We start from the raw sequence: 18,072 nt of genomic DNA, 5'->3' as shown, positions 1-18,072 counted from the left end.
CTCACCAAAACCTCGAAGGACTCCCTCGTGATCCTCCATCGCTCCGGGAAATCACGGGGGGCTTTGCGGGACATCAGGGGAGTGTGACTTTTCCCGATGATTCGCCTGACTCGATGAAAGTCCTGAGCCTGATGTGCCGGCGGCGGCTCTGCGGGACCTGCGCTCACTCCTCGGGAGGAAGGGCCACCTGGATGGGGAAGTGGGCGCCCTGGACGACGAACAGGCCGCGGCCGGTGGGGCCGGCCAGGGCGCCGGAGTTGCGGGGCAGGCGCAGGCCGAACAGCTCGCCGTCGTCGGGGGAGTCCGCCGACAGCAGCACGCCCGAGCGGGAGCGGCGGGCCTCCGCCAGGAAGCCCCGGTAGCCGCGGTTCATGTCCTCGGTGGTGCCGCCCAGCACCACGGCGTGCTCGCCGTCGCGGGCGGTGCGCAGCACGCCGCGCAGGGCGTCGTCCAGGTCGGTGTCGTCCAGCAGCTCGGCGTCGTCGACGACCACCACGTAGCGGTGCTCCCGGCCGATGGCCTCCAGCAGGTCGTCCTCGGTGGCGTCGGCGTCCAGCACGCCCAGCACCCCGGGACGGCCCTTGAGCGCCTGCAGCGGGGAGCGGCGCGGGGTCAGCAGCAGCACGGGCACCAGCCCGCCGCCGACCGCCGGGTCCAGCAGGGAGGCGACCATCGTCAGCAGGGCGGTGGAGCGGCCCGAGCGGGGCGGGCCGGCCACCATGAAGGCCGGGCCGTGGTTGAGCAGGTCCACGCCGACCGGGCCGAGGGTGTCGCCGCCGACGCCGACCAGCGCCCACAGCGGGGAGGGCGCCAGGTGGTCGGGGTCCAGCGCCAGGGCCTCGGCGTAGGTGACGCGCACCGGCAGCTCGTCCACGTGCAGCGGGCGCAGCCGGCGCGGCAGGCGGCCGTAGCGTCCGGTGCAGGCGCGGGCGATCTCCTGCAGCGCGGCGACCTGGGCGGCGCCGGAGGCGTCGTCGGCCAGCAGCCCGATCTGCGACTCGCGCGGCGGCCGGCCCGGGCCGAGCTGCTCCAGCGCCCGGCCCGGCGGCATGGACGCCGGGACCTGCCGGTCGTTCAGGCCCGCATAGCCGTAGTCCATGGGGTCGGCCATCCGCAGCACCAGGCGGCGGTCGAAGACGGTGGAGATCTGCCCGCTCAGGCCGGTGCGGTCGCCGGTGCACACCGCGCGCAGGCCCACCGCCGCGCCCTCGCGCAGCAGCCGGATGAAGGCGTCCACCAGCCGGCCGTAGTCGTAGTGCTCGAAGGCGCCGACGAAGCCCTCCCAGCGGTCCAGCAGCAGCACCATCCACGGCAGCCGGTCGGAGGAGGCCACGGTGGCGCGCTGCTCGGCCAGCGTGGCGAACCCCGCCCCGGCCAGCAGCTGCTGGCGGCGGGACACCTCGTTGGCCAGCGCCGTCAGCAGCCGCTCGCAGCGGTCGATCTGGTCGCGGGTGACCACCGCCCCGCAGTGCGGCAGCGCCACCAGCGGCAGCAGCCCGCCCCCGCCGCAGTCGATGGCATACAGGTGCACGTCGAACGGGGAGACCGAGGAGGCCAGCGACCCGGCCAAGGTGCGCAGCGCGGTGGTGCGGCCGGACTGGGCGGCCCCGGCGATGTACAGGTGGCCGTCGGCGGCCAGGTTCAGCGTCAGCGCCTGGCGGGACTGGGTCTCCGGCAGGTCGGTGACGCCGAACTCGATCGGCGGCACGTCCACCACCGAGCCGCCGGCGGCGGTGCGCAGCGACACCCGCAGCCGCTCGGGCAGCGGGTCCAGCCAGGGGGAGCGCTGCGGGCCGATGCCGGCGCGGGCCGCGGCCTCGCCGATCGCGCCGACCAGCACGGCCAGGTCGGTGACGGTGCCGGAGTCCTCCTCGGCCGGGCCGGTCTCCGGCAGCGGCCGGCCCAGCTGCCCCCAGGGGACGTCCCGCACGGTGATCTTGCCTTTGGCCGGCGCGGCCCCGCCCCGGCCCTGCGGGCGGCGGCCGGCGATGCGGGCCGACTGCACCGCCTGCGGGACGGCGGTGCCCGACCGCACGTAGCAGCGGCCGGGGGTGGCCGGGGAGATCTGCGCGGCCTCGGGGGAGTCGAGCACGTCGGTGGACTCCTGCGGGTCGGTGACGCGCAGCGCGATCCGCAAATTGGTGTTGGCGCGGATCTCGGCGGTGACCACCCCGGCCGGACGCTGGGTGGCCAAGATCAGGTGCACGCCCAAAGACCGGCCCCGCCGCCCGATGTCCACCAGGCCGGCCACGAACTCCGGCAGCTCGGACACCAGCGCCGCGAACTCGTCGATGACCAGCACCAGGCGGGGCAGCGGCGGCAGCTCCACGTGCGAGGCGGCCGGGCGGGAGCGGGCGTAGCGGCCGGGCCCGCGGGGGGCGGCGGCCCGGTCGCGCAGCTCCGCGTAGTCGTCGATGTCCTTGGCCCCGGCGGCCAGCAGGATCTCCTCGCGGCGGCGCAGCTCGGCCGACAGCGACTGCAGCGCCCGCTCGGTCAGGTGCCCGTCCAGGTCGGTGACCATGCCCACGGTGTGCGGCAGCGCCGCGCAGTCGGCGAACGCCGCCCCGCCCTTGTAGTCGATGAGCACGAACGTCATCTCATCGGGGCGGTTGGCCACCGCCAGGGCGGCGATGAGGGTCTGCAGCAGCTCCGACTTGCCCGCCCCGGTGGTGCCGGCGATCAGCCCGTGCGGGCCGTCGGTGCGCAGGTCGATGTGGAAGGGGCCGTCGGCGGCCAGGCCGATCGGCACCCGGGTGGTGCGGCCTCCCGAGGCGTCCCAGGCGGCGCGGACGTGCTCGGGGGTGGGGTCGGGCATGCCCAGCAGGTCCAGCAGCCGGACCTGCTCGGGCATGGTCTCGGCGGCGTCCTGGCGGGAGACGTCGCGGACCGGGGCCAGCGCGCGGGCCACCCGCTCGGCCCAGGCCGCGGGCACCTGGTCGGCCAGCACCGGGCCGACGCCCTCCAGGCCGGGGCCGCGCAGCCGGACGATGGAGGGCGCCCCCTCGTCCTCCTGCCAGGCGATGACGGCGGCGCACTCTTCGGGCAGCAGGCGCTCTTCGTCGTCGATGCAGATGGCGTGCAGCCCGTAGTCGGGGCCGCGGGAGAGCACCTGCGGCATGCCCGGCACCCGGCGCAGCGCCCGCGCCCCGTCCAGCACGATCAGCACGTTGAAGGGGGCGTCGGCCGGCTCGGCGGGGGAGCCGGCGAGCGGGCCGGCGCCGCCGTGCCGGTCGCGGCGGCGCTCGGTGATGCGGATGGCCAGCTCGGTGACCCGGCGGGCCACCGATTCGGCGTCGGCGCCGACCAGCGCCAGGCAGTCCTCCCCGCGGCGCGGGGCGCAGTGCGGCAGCCAGCGCACCCAGTTCCAGTGCTCGGCGCCGTCCTCGCGGGCCGACAGCACCACGACGGCCAGGTCGCGGGGGCTGTGCAGGACCGCCGCCTGGGCCACCAGCCAGCGCGCCAGCGCCCGCGAGGCGGCGCGCGGCCCGGTCAGCCCGATCACGCCGAGCTCGCCCACGTCCAGCGTCACCGGGACGGCGCGGGCGGTGGGCGTGGGCACCGTGCCCTCCTCGTCGCCCACCAGCTCGATGCGGGCGGGCAGGTCGGCCAGCCCCACCCGCAGGTGCAGGGCGTCGTCGTCGCTGATGCGGCGCTCCCACAGCCGCCGCCGGGGACCGGTCGCGGTGATCAGTATCTCGGCCGGGTCCGGCCACATCGCCCGCCGCTCGGCCTCGTCCCTGCGGCGCAGCGCCTCCAGCTCATCGCCGAAGGACGCGCTGCGCGCCTGGTACTCCTTCAGCGCCCGCCGGTAGGACTTGCGCCCGTGCAGCCGGTCGCTCAGCCATTCGCCGACTTGGATCAGCGGCCAGCTCAGCGCCAGCAGCGCCCACCACCACTGGCCCAGCACATACGCCATGACCAGCCCGAACGCCGAGAACAGCAGCGCGCCGAACAGTCGCAGCCGCTCGCGGGGGCCGCGTTCGGGGCGGCGCGGCACCTCCAGGCGCGCCGGCTGCGCCTGCGGGACGATCCGCGGCGGCCGGTTGAAGGCCAGCCCGCCGCCGGGCAGCGGCTCCAGGTGCGCGTCGGGGGCGGTGCACGGGGCCAGGCTGAGCATGGTGGAGCCGACCGCCAGCATCCCGCCGAACGGCCATGCCGCCCGCTCCTCCAGGCGCCGCCCGTCCAGCACGGCGCGGGTGCGGGAGGAGGCCTCCACCTCCACGGAGCCGCGCTGGACGGTGATGCGCAGCGAGCGGGGCGGGATGGCGGGATCGTCCACGATCAGGTCGGCGTCGCGGCCGCCGAGGGTGTGGGTGCCCAGGCCCAGCCGGTGCACCGCGCCGGCCGCCGGGCCCGCCACCACCCGGACCTCCACCAGCCCGGTCGGCTCCTGCAGCAGCGTGGCCGCCGCCGCCCGCCGGTCGATGGCCACCACCGTCCCGTCGCGCAGCTCCCGGACGGCCTGGGCCTGGGGGTCCAGCATCCGGCCGTTCGCCCACAGCGCCCGCTGTGATCGGTCACCGGGCCCTGCGGAAGCGCCGAACGCAGCGGAATCGCCCTCCAGGGCTGCGAAAATGGCCTGGGTTGCATTTCCCACGGTCATTTCGGAATCCGCATCGATCACGATGTCGCGCGGCCCGCGGCCGGTCAGCACGGTGAGCGAGATCCGCATGCACTCCTCCAGCCCTTCGGCCCTTTCGCAGCCGGGCGCCCGCCGGTCAGCTTAATTACCGGCCGCCTGCGCGACACCCGGCCCGCGATATCGGCACCGAAGGGTGATGGGGAAGCGGTGCTCTCATTTGCCTGCACCGCTCTGCTAGCGTGTCGCCGGCCCGACGGGGACGGAGGGAGAGCCGCCATGAGCAGGAGCCGGGGCGTGCGGGAACGGGTGCGCGCGGAACTGACCCGCGAAATCGTGGAGCTCGCCCGGCGGCACCTGGCCACCGAGGGGGCGGCCGGGCTGTCGCTGCGCGCGGTGGCCCGCGAAATGGGCATGGCCTCCTCGGCGATCTACCGCTATTTCCCCAGCAAGGACGACCTGCTCACCACGCTGATCATCGAGGGCTACACCGCGCTGGGCCGGGCGGTGGAGCGCGCCGACGCCGGCTGCGACCCCGCCGACCACGGGGGACGCTGGCGGGCCGCCTGCCGTGCCGTCCGTGACTGGGCGCTGGCCCACCCGCACGAGTACGCCCTGCTGTACGGGTCCCCCGTCCCCGGCTACCGGGCGCCGCAGGACACCGTCGCCCCCGCGCTGCGCGCCACCTTGGTCTTCTGCCGCATCGTCGCCGACGCCCACCGCGCCGGGGTGCTGGCCGCCCCGCCCGGGGCCGCCGCGGCGGAGCAGGGCTTTCCAGCGGCCGTGGCCGAGGACCTGGAGCGGGTGCGCCGGCAGGTCATGCCGGGGCTGCCCGACGAGGTGATCATGCGGGCGATGACCGCTTGGTCAGGGGTGTACGGGTGGGTCAGTTTCGAGCTGTTCGGCCAGTTCAACGGCGTCCTGGAGCACCGGGCGGCGATGTTTGAGCGCGCGGTGGCCGAGCTGGGGACGCTCATCGGCCTGCCGGCGCCGGTGGGAGAATCGGCCCATGATCGGTGAACTGGACTGGGTGCCCGCCGAAACCCGCCCGGACCTGCTGGCCGAGCCCGTCCGCACGGCGCCGCCGCAGCGGGCGATGGTGGCCGAGATCGACCCGGAGCTGGCCGACACCGCCGCGTTCTGCGAGCACTACAAGGTGCCCCTCGGCGCGTCCGCCAACTGCGTCATCGTGGCCGCCAAGCGGGGCGGGGAGGTGCGCATGGCCGCCTGCATGGTGCTGGCCACCCACCGCGCCGACATCAACGGGGCGGTGCGCCGCCACCTGGGCGCGCGCAAGGCGTCCTTCGCCCCCATGGCGGAGGCCACCCGGCTCACCGGCATGGAGTACGGCGGCATCACCCCCATCGGCCTGCCGAAGGACTGGCCGGTGCTGGTGGACGAGGCGGTCGCGGCCGCGCCCGAGGTCGTCATCGGCAGCGGGCTGCGCCGCTCCAAGCTGCTGGTCCCCGGAGCGGCCCTGGCCGGCCTGGACAGCGCCGAGGTGATCGCGCTGGGCCGCCCGGTGGCTTGAGACGTCTGCGACATATGTGACGCCAGTTAACCGACATCCGCCTTACCGAAGCGAGTAAGCGGACGCCGTGACGGCTCGTAAGCCATTATGTGATCATTGAATTTGCTGGTAACCAAGCCCACGCGCGTTACAAGAGGGCATATCCTCGACGAATCCATTGACGCGGCCTTGCCCGCATCGAGAGCATGGATCGCTCGATCAGCCCCCGTATCGGAGTATTCACGCCCATGAAGGCCAGTCAGTCGACGGTCACCAGCGGTTCGAACGGCGGTCCCGCCGGCACGGCCGGGCTCGGGCGCGGCGGCCTGGGCGCCGCCACCGGGCAGCGGCTGCCCGTGCCGCCCCGCGAACGCAAGCCCGCGCTGGCCGCACTGGCCGTGCTGCTCATCCTCGGCGGCGCGCTGACCAGCGCCTATCTGGTGATCGTCAGCGGTCAGCGGGTGTCGGCCATCCAGATCGCCCAGCCGGTGGCGGCCGGCCAGCAGATCCCGATGAGCGCGCTGCGGGAGGTCCAGATCGGCGACACCGGCATCGAGTACATCAGCTGGTCGGAACGTCACAAAGTGGTCACCGGCTATGCCGCCGTCCCGCTGGTGGCGGGCGCGCTGCTGACCGACGGGATGGTCAGCCCCGTCAACGACGCCGCCCAGGGCCGGGTGGTGGTCGGGCTGGCGCTCAAACCCGGCCAGATGCCCGCCGCCAAACTGCAGACCGGGCAGCGGGTCAGCGTGTACGCCGTCGGCAGCGGCCAGGGCCCCGGCCCGCGGCCCGGCACGCTGCTGTCGGCGGACGCCATCGTGGTGGGCATCGAGGGCGGCGACGACGAACGGCTGCGCGGCGACCAGACGATGGTGGACGTGGCGGTGCCGCCCGCCGACGCGCCGCAGCTCACCCAGGCCGCCTCCGCCGGGGCGGTCGCCGTGGCGCTGGTGCCCGAGGGCACCAGGGTGCCGCAGCCGGGCGCCGGCAAGCCCGCCGGCAAGCCGTCCAACCCGCCCGACCCCGCGGGCGGGCAGGACGGGGCCGCCCCGCCCTCCGGTGAGGCGGGCACTCCCTCCCCGGGACAGCAAAGCCCAGGCGGCGCGCCTAGCGGCCGCACCGACAACCCGACCGGGGGCTGACCGTGGCATTGATCGCGCTCGCGGCCGACAAGGGGGCGCCCGGGGTGACGACCGCGGCCGTGGCGCTGGGGGCGGTCTGGCCGCGTCCGGTGCTGGTCGCCGAGTGCGACCAGGCCGGCGGCGACCTGGTCTACCGGCTGCCGGCGGCCGGCGACGACGACCGGCGCACCGCCATGCTCAACCCCTCCCGCGGCCTGCTCAGCCTGGCCGCCACCGCCCGCCGCGGACTGCGCCCCGAGCAGATCGCCGAGCACTGCCAGCGCCTGGTGGGCGGGCTGGACGTGCTGGTCGGCATCACCACCGCCGAGCAGGCCCAGGGCATGACCTGGCTGTGGGGGCCGCTGGGCCGGGCCTTCGCCGGGCTGGCCCCGGTGGACGTGCTGGCCGACTGCGGACGGCTGGGCGCCGGCTCCCCGCTGATCGATCTGATCCGCGAGGCCGACATGGTGGTGCTGCTGTGCCGCGCCACCCTGGAACAGGTCGCCCACCTGCGGGAACGGGTGAACGCCCTGGCCAAGGACCTGCCCGAGGGCCCGCCGATCGGGATCGTGGTGCTGGCCGACCCGCGCGAGTTCCGCAGCACCATCGCCGAGGTGGACCGGATCGTCACCGGCTCCCAGCTGCCGGCCACCGTGCTCGGCGGCCTCGCCCTCGACCCCAAGGGCGCCCAGATGCTGAGCGGCCGCTGGGGCGGGCGGCTGGACCGCTCCCTGCTGATCCGCTCGGCCCGCGAAGTCGCCGCCACCCTGGTCGGACGCCTGTCGGCCACCCCCCGCGGCCCGCAGCCGGCCGCCCCGCAGGCCGCCGGCCGCACCCCCTGGCCGCCGGGCGTGCCGCGTCCCGACGAACGCCGCCGCGCCGCCGCGCCGCAACCCGAGCCGGACGCGGCGTCCGGAGCGCAGCTGCGCGAGAGGGGGCGATAAGTGGATCACGCGCTGGTCAAACGGTTGCGCCAGGAAGTGGGGGACCGGCTGGCCGCCCAGCGCAGACTGGACGCCGCCAGCGGGCTGCCCCCCATGTCGGCCGAGGACGAACGGCAGTTCGCCCGCGCCCTCATCGCCCAGGTGCTGGAGGAGTACGCGCGGGCCGAACTGGCCGCCGGCCGCCGCCCGCCCAGCGCCGAAGAGGAAGAGGCGCTGGCCGGCGCGGTGCACGCGGCGCTGTTCGGGGTGGGCCGGCTGCAGCCGCTGCTGGAAGACCCCGAGATCGAGAACATCGACATCAACGGCTGCGACCGGGTGTTCATCAGCTACGCCGACGGGCGGGAGGTGATGGGCGAGCCGGTCGCCGACTCCGACGAAGAACTCATCGAGCTCATCCAGATCCTGGCCGCCTACTCGGGACTGTCCTCCCGGCCCTTCGACACCGCCAACCCCCAACTGGACCTGCGGCTGCCGGACGGGTCCCGGCTGTCGGCGGTCATGGACGTCACGGTGCGCCCGGCGCTGTCGATCCGCCGGGCCCGGCTGGGCAAGGTCTTCCTGTCGGACCTGGTCGGCAACGGCACCCTCACCCCCGAGCTGGGCCGTTTCCTGCGCGCCGCGGTGCTGGCCCGCAAGAACATCATGATCGCCGGGGCCACCAACGCCGGGAAGACCACCCTGCTGCGCGCCCTGGCCAACGAGATCCCGCCCCACGAGCGGCTGATCACCGTGGAACGCGCCCTGGAACTGGGGCTGGACGCCTTCCCCGACCTGCACCCCAACGTGGTGGCCTTCGAAGAACGGCTGCCCAACTCCGAGGGGCAGGGCGCCATCTCCATGGCCGAGCTGGTGCGCCGGTCGCTGCGCATGAACCCCTCCCGGGTCATCGTCGGCGAGGTGCTGGGCGACGAGATCGTCACCATGCTCAACGCGATGACCCAGGGCAACGACGGGTCGCTGTCGACCATCCACGCCAACTCCTCCATGGAGGTGTTCAACCGGATCGCCACCTACGCCATCCAGGCCGAAGAGCGGCTGCCGGTGGAGGCCACCCACATGCTCATCGCCGGGGCCATCGACTTCGTGGTCTTCATCGAAAAACGCAACGACTACGGCCGCGGCGGCCGGCTGCGCCGCTTCGTCTCCAGCGTCCGCGAGGTCACCGGCTGCGACCAGCGGGTGCTGTCGTCGGAGGTGTTCGCGATGGGCCCCGACGGGCACGTGGTGCCGGCCGCCCCCATCTCCTGCGCCGATGAGCTGGCCGCCTACGGCTATGACGCCGCGACGGGAGGTGGCTGGTGATCTTCGCCCCGGACGTGCTGGCCGCCATCGTCGCCGGCGGCCTGGCCGGCGGCGGGCTGGTGCTGCTGGCGGCGGCGATCCGCGGCCTGCCGGTGCGGCCCGGCAAGCCCCCGCGGCGGCGCGGCCGCCAAGAGCTGATCCGCACCCTGACCACCCGCAGCGCCGTCTCGGTGCTCGCCGGGGTGGCGGTGCTGGTGGTGACCCGCTGGCCGGTGGCCGCCATCGGCGCCGCCCTGCTGGTGCTGGGCTGGGAGGGCCTCGTCGGCGGGGCCGCCGAGGAGCGCCGCGCGATGGCCCGGCTGGAGGCCCTGGCCGCCTGGACCGAGTCGCTGCGCGACACCATCGCCGGCGCGGTCGGGCTGGAACAGGCCATCCCCTCCTCGGTGCGGGCCGCCGCCCCGGCCCTGCAGCAGCCGCTGCGCACCCTGGTGGACCGGCTGCACACCCGCATGCCGATGCCCGAGGCGCTGCGCCGCTTCGCCGACGACCTCAACGACCCCTCGGCCGACCTGGTGGTCGCCGCGCTGATCCTCAACGCCCGGCTGCGCGGCCCCGGGCTGCGCGACATGCTCACCGCGCTGTCCGCCTCGGCCCGCGCCGAGCTGGACATGCGCCGCCGGGTGGAGGCCGACCGGCGGGCCACCCGGCGCAGCGTCAACGTCGTGGTGGGCGTGTCGGTGGGCACGGCGCTGCTGCTGACCATCTTCAACCGCTCCTATGTGGAGCCCTACGACGGGCTGCTGGGCCAGATGGTGCTGTGCGTGGTGCTCGCCCTGTATGCGGCGGCGTTCCTGTGGCTGCGCCGCCTGGCCCGCTACGACATGCCGCAGCGCCTGCTGAGCGCCCCGGCACAGGCCCGTCCCGGCGTGCCCCGCGAGGTCCCCGCCACCGTGGCCGGCTGGCAGGGCACCCTCACCCCGCCGCTGCGCGGCCGCCACGCCATGGACGCCGGCGGCGGCGGTGCCGGACCCGCGGGAGGTGGCCGGTCGTGACGGTCGTGGGCTGCGCGGAGCGCGTCCCGGTCTCCCGGTGCGGGGACGGCGCCTCCGGCCCGGAGGGGGGTGAGCGGGCGTGACGATGGCGATGCTGGCCGGGGCCACCGTCGGGCTGGGGCTGTACCTGCTGGTGCGGGCGCTGTTCCCGGCGCGGCCGGGGCTGGCGGCGAGCCTGGCGGCCTTCGACCGGGCCCGGGCGCAGGACACCGCCGAACGGCAGCGGCGCGTCTCCCCCGGCATGGAGGAGATCAGCGGGCTGCGCGCCCGGGTGGGACGCGCGCTGGTCCGCTTCTATGAGTCGCGGGGCTGGGAGCAGCGGTCGGTGCGGGCCGACCTGGCGCTGCTGGAACGCTCATACGAGGGGTTCTTGGCCACCAAGTTCCTGCTGCCGGCCGCCGCGCTGATCTTCATGCCCGTGCTGGTGGGGTACGCGGCGCTGGTGGGGCTGGGCGACTCGCTGGCGGTGCCCGCCTGGATGGCGCTGATCATGGCGGGGTTCTTCTTCTTCCTGCCGGACCTGCAGCTGCGGCAGGAGGCCGCGCAGCGCCGCCGCGACTTCCGCCATGTGGTCGGGGCCTTTTTGGACCTGGTGGCGATGAACCTGGCCGGCGGCCGGGGCGTGCCGGAGGCGCTGATGACGGCCGCCCAGGTGGGCGACGGCTGGGCGATGGTGCGGATCCGGGAGGCGCTGGCCAACGCCCGGATCGTCGGGCAGACCCCCTGGCAGGCGCTGGGCCGGCTGGGCGAGGAGGTGAACGTGGCCGAGCTGCGCGACCTGGCGGCGGCGTTGACGCTGGTGGCCGACGACGGCGCCAAGATCCGCCAATCGCTGGCGGCGCGGGCGGCCTCCATGCGCAGCCGGGAACTGTCGGAGCTGGAGGGCAAGGCGGGCGAACGCTCCCAGTCGATGCTGATCGCCCAATTGCTGTTCTGCTTCGGTTTCCTGGTGTTCCTGGGATTTCCGGCGCTGATCCGAATACTGGTGACATGACCCCCTGTGTGTGACCTTCGACCCCGAGGAGCCCTCGTGAACCTCTTCGACAACCCCGTCCTCATCTACCTGCGCGCCATGCTCGCCGTCCGCATCCACCGGGCCCGCACCGCCGACCGCGGGCTGGGGGTGTCCGCGATCGAATGGGCGATCATCACCGGCATGCTGGCCGCCATCGCGTTGACGGTCTACGGGGTCGTCCGCACGCAAGTCGGCAACGCCGCCAACAACATCAGCACCCAATACGAGAAATGACCGGGGCATGGCGGCCACGGCACGGGCCAGGCGCTCGGACCTGGGCGCCTCGTCGATGGAACTGGCGCTGCTCACCCCGATCCTGATCCTGGTCATCCTCAGCGTCGTGCAGTTCACGATGATCTTCCACGCCCGGCATGTGGCGCTGGCGGCGGCCCAGAGCGGGGCGCGGGTGGCCCGCAGCGAGCCCGGCGGCTCCTGGCGGGCCGAGGCCAGGGAACGGGCGGTGCGCTCGGTGCGCGGCTATGGGTCCAGGCTGCTGAGCGACCTGCGGGTCGTCACCGACGCCGACGCCGACGACAACCGCTGGGTGGAGGTCAGCGGCACGGCGGTGCGGGTCGTGCCGTTCCTGAGCAGCCGGGCGCTGCAGGTGCGCCAGCGGGCCGGCGGCCCGGTCGAATGCTTCCGGCCCGACGACGGCGACATCGACTGCGAGTGACCATGCCGGCGATCAGCAGACGCGCGATATGCCGCGCCGGGCGGGACGACGGCGGCGGCATGTCGCTGGAACTGGTGTTGATGACGCCCATCTTCGTGCTGTTTTTGATGCTGCTGGCCGCCGTGGGCCGCTACGTGGACGCCCAGAGCCAGATCGACGGGGCGGCCCGCGACGCGGTGCGCGCCGCCTCCGTGGCGCGCAGCGCCGAGCAGGCCCGGCGGCTGGCCCACCGGGTCGGCACCGACACCCTGCGCGGCACCCACTGGTGCCGGGGAGGCCCCGCCATCGCCACCGACACCCGGCAGTGGGGGCCCGGCGGGCGGGTCGCCGTCACCGTGACCTGCACCGTGGACCTCGGCGACCTGATGTTCCTGGGGCTGCCGGCCACCCGCACGTTCACCGGCAACGCCGTGGCCCCCATCGACACCTACAGCTACCGGGGCACCGACTTTGCAGCGGAGGGCCGGTGAAGGTCTTGCGACGAGCCCTGCGGCGGGCCGGGACGGACGGCGACCGCGGCACCATCGCCATGTACACCGTGCTGCTCACCCCGTCGGTGCTGCTGCTGGCGGGGCTGCTGGTGGACGGCGGGCTGGCCATCCACGCCCGGCAGCGCGCCGCCGACATGGCTGAACAGGCCGCCCGCGCCGGCGCCAACGAAATCGACGTCCAGACGCTGCGCGCCACCGGCGAGCCCAGGATCGACGCCGCCGCCGCCTGCGCCAGCGCCTACGACCTGCTGGACGCCTACGGGCAGGAGGTCGCCGACCGCGACTGCCTGCCGGGAGCCGAGGAGGTCCGCATCACCGTGACGATCCGGGTGCGGCCGCAGCTGCTGGCCATCGTGCCGGGGCTGGGGCACTTTACGATGACCTCGACGGCATCCGCCCATCCAGAGACCGGCGAGACCCCCTAGAGGCACGATGTCACCACGCGATGCAGTCGGGATCCGCAGGCGCAGCGCCGGGGAGATACTGGCCGGGCTGGGGGCGCTGGTGGCGCTGTCGGCGCTGGTCGTCGGGGTGCCGTGCGCGCTGCTGCTGGCCTTCGGCTCGCCGCTGCCGGAGCGGATGCCCACCCTGGAGGACCTGACCGGCCGGATCGGCCCCTCGGCGATCATCACCGTGCTGGTCACCCTGGTGTGGCTGGCCTGGCTGCAACTGGTGGTCTGCGTCCTGGTGGAGGTGCACGCCGGGATCCGCGGCGTCGGGGTGCCGGTCCGGGTGCCGCTGGCCGGCGGGCTGCAGCCGCTGGTGCACCGGCTGGTGCTGGCCGCGCTGCTGCTGTTCACCACCGCCAGTGCGGTCATGCCCGCCTTCTCGGGCCGGGACATGCCCTCCACCGCGCCGGTGGCCGCGGTGCAGACCGACCACTTTCAGCTGGTGGCGGCCACCACGCCGCTTGCGCGGGCCGAGCCGTCCGGCACGGCCGAAGAAGGGGCGCGCGCCCTCGCCGAGAGCGTCGCGGCCGAACCGACCGAAAAGACGCAGACCACCAAGATCTACCGGGTGCAGCCGCCGCAGGGCCGCCACCACGAGAGCCTGTGGGAGATCGCCGAGCGGTGCCTGGGCGAGGGCCGCCGCTACAAGGAGATCTACGAGCTGAACAAGGGCCGGGTGCAGCCCGACGGCAGCAAGCTGACCTACGCCAGCCTCATCCGGCCCGGCTGGATCCTGGAGATGCCCGCCGACGCCGTCGGCGTCCAGGTCGTGCCGGTCGAAGACCTGGAGGAGTACTTCCGCTACGGGCACCCCAAGCCCGACCCCGAACCCCGCGGCCAGGACGGGCGGGAAACACCCCGGCAGGCCCCCGAAGAGGCCCCGCCCGCACCGTCTGCTCCGCCTTCGCAACCACCCGCCGCACAGACCCCCGAGCCGCCCGCTGAGCAGACCCCTGCGCCGCCCGCCGAACAGGCCCCGCAGCCGCCGGCCGCGCAGGCCCCGCAGCGTCCCGCCGAGCAGGCCCCCGCCCGGCCGGACGAGCCGGCCCAGCAGCCGCACGCCCACCGGCTCGAACCCGCCGACGAGGGGCCGCCGCCGGTCACCGGGCTGTCGCTGCCGTCGATCGACCTGGGCTGGCCGCACGGGCTGGCGGCGGCCTCGCTGCTGGCCGCCGGCGTGCTGACGGCGCTGGGCCGGCGGCGCCGCGAGCAGATGTGGCACCGCGGATTCGGCACCATGATCGCCCGTCCCGAGGGGGAGGCCGCCCGCGCCGAGGAGGCGCTGCGCGTCGGCCAGGACCCCGAGGGAGCCCAGCTGCTGGACCTGAGCCTGCGCCAGCTGTCACGGGCGCTGGCCGACCGGGGCCGCACCCTGCCCACCGTCTACGGCGTCCACCTGGGCGCCGAGAGCCTGGACCTGTGGGTCGCCCCCGCCGACCCCAACCCGCCCGAGCCCTGGCGCGCCTTCGACGACGGGCAGGTGTGGCGGCTGTCGGCCGACACGCTGCCCGCCCTGCGGGAGGCCGCGCTGGGCGACGTGCTGGCCCCCTACCCGGGCCTGGTGTCCATCGGCACCAACGCCAACGGCCGGATCCTGGTGGACCTGGAGGCCGCCCAGGGGCTGATCGCGGTGCGCGGCCCGGAGGAGACCCGGCGGGCGGCGCTGGCCGCCATCGCCCTGGAGCTGGCCACCAACCGCTGGTCGGACCACATGCGCATCACCCTGGTCGGCTTCGACCCCGACCTGGCGCGCAACCTCGCCGAGATCGCCCCCGACCGCATCCGCACCGTGGCCTCCCTGCAGGAGGCGCTGCCGGAGCTGGAGGGCCGCAGCGAGGAGGTGCGCCAGGCGCTGGCCGCCTCCGGCGCCGACTCGGTGCTGACCGGCCGCTGCCGCGGCGTGTTCGGCGAGGCATGGATGCCGCACTACCTGATCATGGCCGACCAGCCCACCGACGCCGAGACGGCCCGCCTGGTGGCGCTGGCCCGCACCGGCCGGCGCATGGCCTCCGGCTACCTGGTCGCCGGCGAGGTGCCGGGCGCCACCTGGACCTGGGACGTCACCGCCGACGGCCGGCTGCACGCCGGGGTGCTGGGCTTCGACGTGCAGGCCCAGCTGGTGCGCCCCGAGCACTACCAGGCGGTGGCCGACCTGTTCCGCACCGCCTCCCGCACCCAGGGCGCTCCGCTGCCGGGCCCCGCCGACGGGGAGCAGCCGCCGTCCTTCGACCACCGTCCCGAAGTGGACATCCGGCTGCTCGGCCCGATCGAGGTGGACGCGCCGGGCCCGATGGACGAAAGCCGCCGGGCGCTGTGCACCGAGGTGCTGGTGTACCTGGCCACCCATCCCGGCGGGGTGCACCCCACGGTGCTGAGCGGGGCGATCTGGCCGCGCGGCGTCAGCGCCGGGGTGCGCGACGCCTGCATCGCCCGCGTCTCCGACTGGCTGGGCCGCGACTCGCGCGGCCGTCCCAACCTCTACTACGACGAGCGCGGACGCATCCGGCTCGGCTCGGAGGTGCGGGTGGACTGGTCGGTGTTCCGCTGGCTGGTGTGGCGTTCGGCGGCCGAACCGGCCTCCGAGACCGCCTACCTGTCCTACGCCCTGGACCTGGTGCGCGGCCCGCTGCTGGCCGACCGGCCGCGCGGCCGCTACGGCTGGCTGGCCGCCGACCAGCTGGAGTACGAGGCCACCGCCCGCGTCATCGACGTCGCCCACCGCCTGGCCGTGCTGCGGCTGGAGGAGGGCGACGCCCACGGCGCGGTGAACGCCGCCCGGGCCGGGCTGCGCATGGTCCCCGACGACGAGGGCCTGTGGCGCGACCTGCTGCGCGCCACCCACGCCACCGGCGACGCCACCCAGGTGCAGGTGGTGGTGGACGAGCTGCGCCGCAGGCTCGGCCGCGACCCGCTGATGGACCACCTGCAGCCGGAGACCGAGGCCCTCATCGAGGAGCTGGTGCCGCACTGGCGTCAGGTCGCCCACCGGTGACGGCCGATTCGTGGCTCAGCAGCCACGCCTTGCGCTCCAGGCCGTAGTAGTAGCCGCCCAGGCGTCCTTTGGGGGCGCCGCCGGAGGGCAGGACGCGGTGACAGGGGATGGCCGGGGCGATGAGGTTCTGGGCGCACGCCTGGCCCGCGGCGCGGGCGGCGGTGCGGTCCATGCCCGCCAGCACGGCCAGCTCCGCGTAGGTCACGGTCTGCCCGGGACCGACCCGCCGCAGCGCCCGCCACAACCGCTCCCGCCGCTGCGAGGCGGGGTGGTGGACGGGGAGGGCGTCCAAGGCGGTCAGGTCGCCGTCGAAGTAGGCGAGGTGGGCCTTGGTGATGGCGCCCAGGTCGCCGACCGGCCGCAGCTCCAGGGCGCGCAGGGACGGGTGCAATCGCGCGTGCAGCTCGGCGGGGTCGGCGGTGAAACCGGCTCCGACCAGGGCGCCGTCGTGCTCCAGCAGCGCCAGCGGGCCGATCGGGGTCTGCAGCACGGTCGTGTTGATCGTCAAACCTTCTCCAAAGTCCGTTGCGGGATCGCCGGCAGGGACGTCCACAGGTGCATGGCCGCATAGGCGCGCCAGGGACGCCAGCGTTCGGCGCGTCCGACCAGCTCGGCGGGGGAGGCCGCGCCGTCTGCGGCCAGGGCGTGCACGGCGCTGCGCAGGCCCGGGTCGGTGGCGGGGAAGGCGTCCGGGTCGCCCAGGGCGCGCATGGCCACGTACTCGGCCGTCCACGGGTCGATGCCGGGCAGTTCCAGCAGCCGGCGGGCGGTCTCGGCGGGGTCGGCGCCGCCGTCCAAGTCCAGCTCGCCTGCGGCCACCGCGCGGGCCAGGGCCTGCAGCGCGCGCCGCTGGGCGTCGCTGAGGCCCAGGCCGGACAGGTCGGCGCCGGCGACCTGCGCGGCGGTGGGGAAGCAGTGGGTCAGCGTGCCCGCCGGCTCCGGCAGCGGCCGCCCGCAGCGGACCGCCAGCCGTCCGGCCAGGGCGCCGGCCGCCGCCGGTGACGCCAGGCGGCCCAGCACCGCCCGCACGGCCAGTTCGAAGCCGTCGAAGGCGCCCGGCACCCGCAGCCCCGGCCGCGCCGCCACCAGCGGGGCCAGCAGCCGGTCGGCGCCCAGCGTGCGGCTCACCGCCTGCGGGTCGGCGTCCAGGTCCAGCAGCCTGCGGCAGCGCGCCACCAGGCGGGCCACGCCCCGCAGGTCGGGGGCGTCGACGCGCAGCAGCACATGGTCCGGCCGCATCAGCAGCTCGATCCGGCAGCCTCCCGGGCCGGTGCGGGCGTAACGCTCCGCGCCGGCCTCCTCCACCCCGGGGATCGCCTGGGACGCCAGGAACTCCAGCAGGGCGCGGGCGTCGAACGGCGGGCGCACCGCCAGCCGCAGCTCCAGCCCGGAGCCGGCGGCCGGCCGCGCCCCGCGCAGCTGGGAGGGCGTCTGCCCGTAGACCTCGCGCAGCGTCGCGTTGAACTGCCGGACGCTGCCGAACCCGGCGGCGAACGCCACGTCCGTCACCGGCATGGACGTCTCGCGCAGCAGCCGCAACGCCAGCCGCAGCCGCCGGCTGCGCGCCACCGCCAGCGGCGAGGCGCCCAGCTCGGCGGTGAACAGCCGGTGCAGATGCCGTTCGGTCACCGCCAGCCGCCGGGCCAGGCCCCGCACCCCCTGCTCGTCCACCACGCCCTCTTCGATCAGCCGCAGCGCCCGCCGCACCAGGTCGCCTTTGAAGTCCCAGGCGGCCGACCCCGGGGCGGCCTCCGGCCGGCACCGTTTGCAGGGGCGGAACCCGGCCGCCTCGGCCGCCGCCGCGTCCCGGTAGAACCGCACGTTGTGCCGTGCCGGGGTGCGCGCCGGGCAGATCGGGCGGCAGTAGACGCCGGTCGAGGTGACCGCGGTGAAGAACCGCCCGTCGAACCGGGCGTCCCGGGCGCTGATCGCCCGGTAGCAGGAGTCGAAATCCAGCACGTCTTCGAGTAAACCCCAGGCCGCCGCGCCGGGCTGGCGGGAATC

The 18,072-nt window shown here is 75.1% G+C and carries 15 protein-coding genes; 12 read left to right on the top strand and 3 right to left on the bottom strand.

The features are described from left to right. Positions 1 to 163 precede the first annotated feature (163 nt). Positions 164 to 4,672, bottom strand: a complete 4,509-nt coding sequence (locus TCUR_RS28430; protein WP_012854458.1) for a type VII secretion EssC family protein — start codon at positions 4,670 to 4,672, stop codon at positions 164 to 166. A 186-nt stretch (positions 4,673 to 4,858) separates the two neighbouring features. Between TCUR_RS28430 and TCUR_RS20355 the strand changes: the two genes are divergently transcribed. The 12 genes from TCUR_RS20355 to TCUR_RS20300 all read left to right on the top strand — a co-directional run bounded on the left by TCUR_RS20355 (position 4,859) and on the right by TCUR_RS20300 (position 16,068). Further along, complete coding sequence (locus tag TCUR_RS20355; RefSeq protein WP_012854457.1) at positions 4,859 to 5,599, top strand: TetR/AcrR family transcriptional regulator; 741 nt, start codon at positions 4,859 to 4,861, stop codon at positions 5,597 to 5,599. Next, complete coding sequence (locus TCUR_RS20350) at positions 5,589 to 6,110, top strand: YbaK/EbsC family protein (RefSeq protein ID WP_012854456.1); 522 nt, start codon at positions 5,589 to 5,591, stop codon at positions 6,108 to 6,110. Before TCUR_RS20355 ends, TCUR_RS20350 begins: the two co-directional genes overlap by 11 nt. 227 nt (positions 6,111 to 6,337) lie before the next feature. Further along, complete coding sequence (locus TCUR_RS20345; protein WP_012854455.1) at positions 6,338 to 7,231, top strand: hypothetical protein; 894 nt, start codon at positions 6,338 to 6,340, stop codon at positions 7,229 to 7,231. Positions 7,232 to 7,233: 2 nt separating this feature from the next. Next, entirely contained in the window at positions 7,234 to 8,154 is a 921-nt protein-coding gene (locus tag TCUR_RS20340; RefSeq protein ID WP_012854454.1) for a CpaE/TadZ family protein, read from the top strand. Beyond that, the gene (locus TCUR_RS20335; RefSeq protein WP_012854453.1) at positions 8,155 to 9,456 is read left to right on the top strand and encodes a TadA family conjugal transfer-associated ATPase; all 1,302 of its coding nucleotides are present in this window, start codon (positions 8,155 to 8,157) and stop codon (positions 9,454 to 9,456) included. It abuts the gene before it with no gap. Then, positions 9,453 to 10,448, top strand: a complete 996-nt coding sequence (locus TCUR_RS20330) for a type II secretion system F family protein (RefSeq protein WP_012854452.1) — start codon at positions 9,453 to 9,455, stop codon at positions 10,446 to 10,448. The genes TCUR_RS20335 and TCUR_RS20330 overlap by 4 nt, the downstream gene beginning before the upstream one ends. Before the next feature lie 85 nt (positions 10,449 to 10,533). Then, positions 10,534 to 11,442, top strand: coding sequence for a type II secretion system F family protein (locus TCUR_RS20325; protein WP_041440168.1), 909 nt, complete (start codon positions 10,534 to 10,536; stop codon positions 11,440 to 11,442). A gap of 36 nt (positions 11,443 to 11,478) precedes the next feature. After that, complete coding sequence (locus tag TCUR_RS20320) at positions 11,479 to 11,697, top strand: hypothetical protein (protein ID WP_012854450.1); 219 nt, start codon at positions 11,479 to 11,481, stop codon at positions 11,695 to 11,697. 7 nt (positions 11,698 to 11,704) lie between these two features. Next, positions 11,705 to 12,136, top strand: coding sequence for a TadE/TadG family type IV pilus assembly protein (locus tag TCUR_RS20315; protein ID WP_012854449.1), 432 nt, complete (start codon positions 11,705 to 11,707; stop codon positions 12,134 to 12,136). A 2-nt stretch (positions 12,137 to 12,138) separates the two neighbouring features. Continuing rightward, complete coding sequence (locus tag TCUR_RS20310; RefSeq protein ID WP_012854448.1) at positions 12,139 to 12,606, top strand: TadE family protein; 468 nt, start codon at positions 12,139 to 12,141, stop codon at positions 12,604 to 12,606. Next, the gene (locus tag TCUR_RS28425; protein WP_012854447.1) at positions 12,603 to 13,052 is read left to right on the top strand and encodes a TadE/TadG family type IV pilus assembly protein; all 450 of its coding nucleotides are present in this window, start codon (positions 12,603 to 12,605) and stop codon (positions 13,050 to 13,052) included. The genes TCUR_RS20310 and TCUR_RS28425 overlap by 4 nt, the downstream gene beginning before the upstream one ends. Before the next feature lie 7 nt (positions 13,053 to 13,059). Beyond that, positions 13,060 to 16,068: a bacterial transcriptional activator domain-containing protein gene (locus TCUR_RS20300; protein ID WP_012854446.1), complete on the top strand. Its 3,009-nt coding sequence runs from the start codon at positions 13,060 to 13,062 to the stop codon at positions 16,066 to 16,068. On the opposite strand, the gene TCUR_RS20295 is transcribed toward TCUR_RS20300, so the two are convergent. Then, entirely contained in the window at positions 16,022 to 16,576 is a 555-nt protein-coding gene (locus tag TCUR_RS20295; RefSeq protein ID WP_012854445.1) for a methylated-DNA--[protein]-cysteine S-methyltransferase, read from the bottom strand. The genes TCUR_RS20300 and TCUR_RS20295 overlap by 47 nt on opposite strands. Beyond that, positions 16,573 to 18,027, bottom strand: a complete 1,455-nt coding sequence (locus TCUR_RS20290; protein ID WP_012854444.1) for a DNA-3-methyladenine glycosylase 2 family protein — start codon at positions 18,025 to 18,027, stop codon at positions 16,573 to 16,575. Before TCUR_RS20290 ends, TCUR_RS20295 begins: the two co-directional genes overlap by 4 nt. Between the last annotated feature and the right edge of the window lie 45 nt (positions 18,028 to 18,072).

Origin of the sequence: Thermomonospora curvata DSM 43183, assembly GCF_000024385.1 — a bacterium.
Classification (GTDB): domain Bacteria; phylum Actinomycetota; class Actinomycetes; order Streptosporangiales; family Streptosporangiaceae; genus Thermomonospora; species Thermomonospora curvata.
This window is presented reverse-complemented; position numbering and strand designations above follow the sequence as displayed.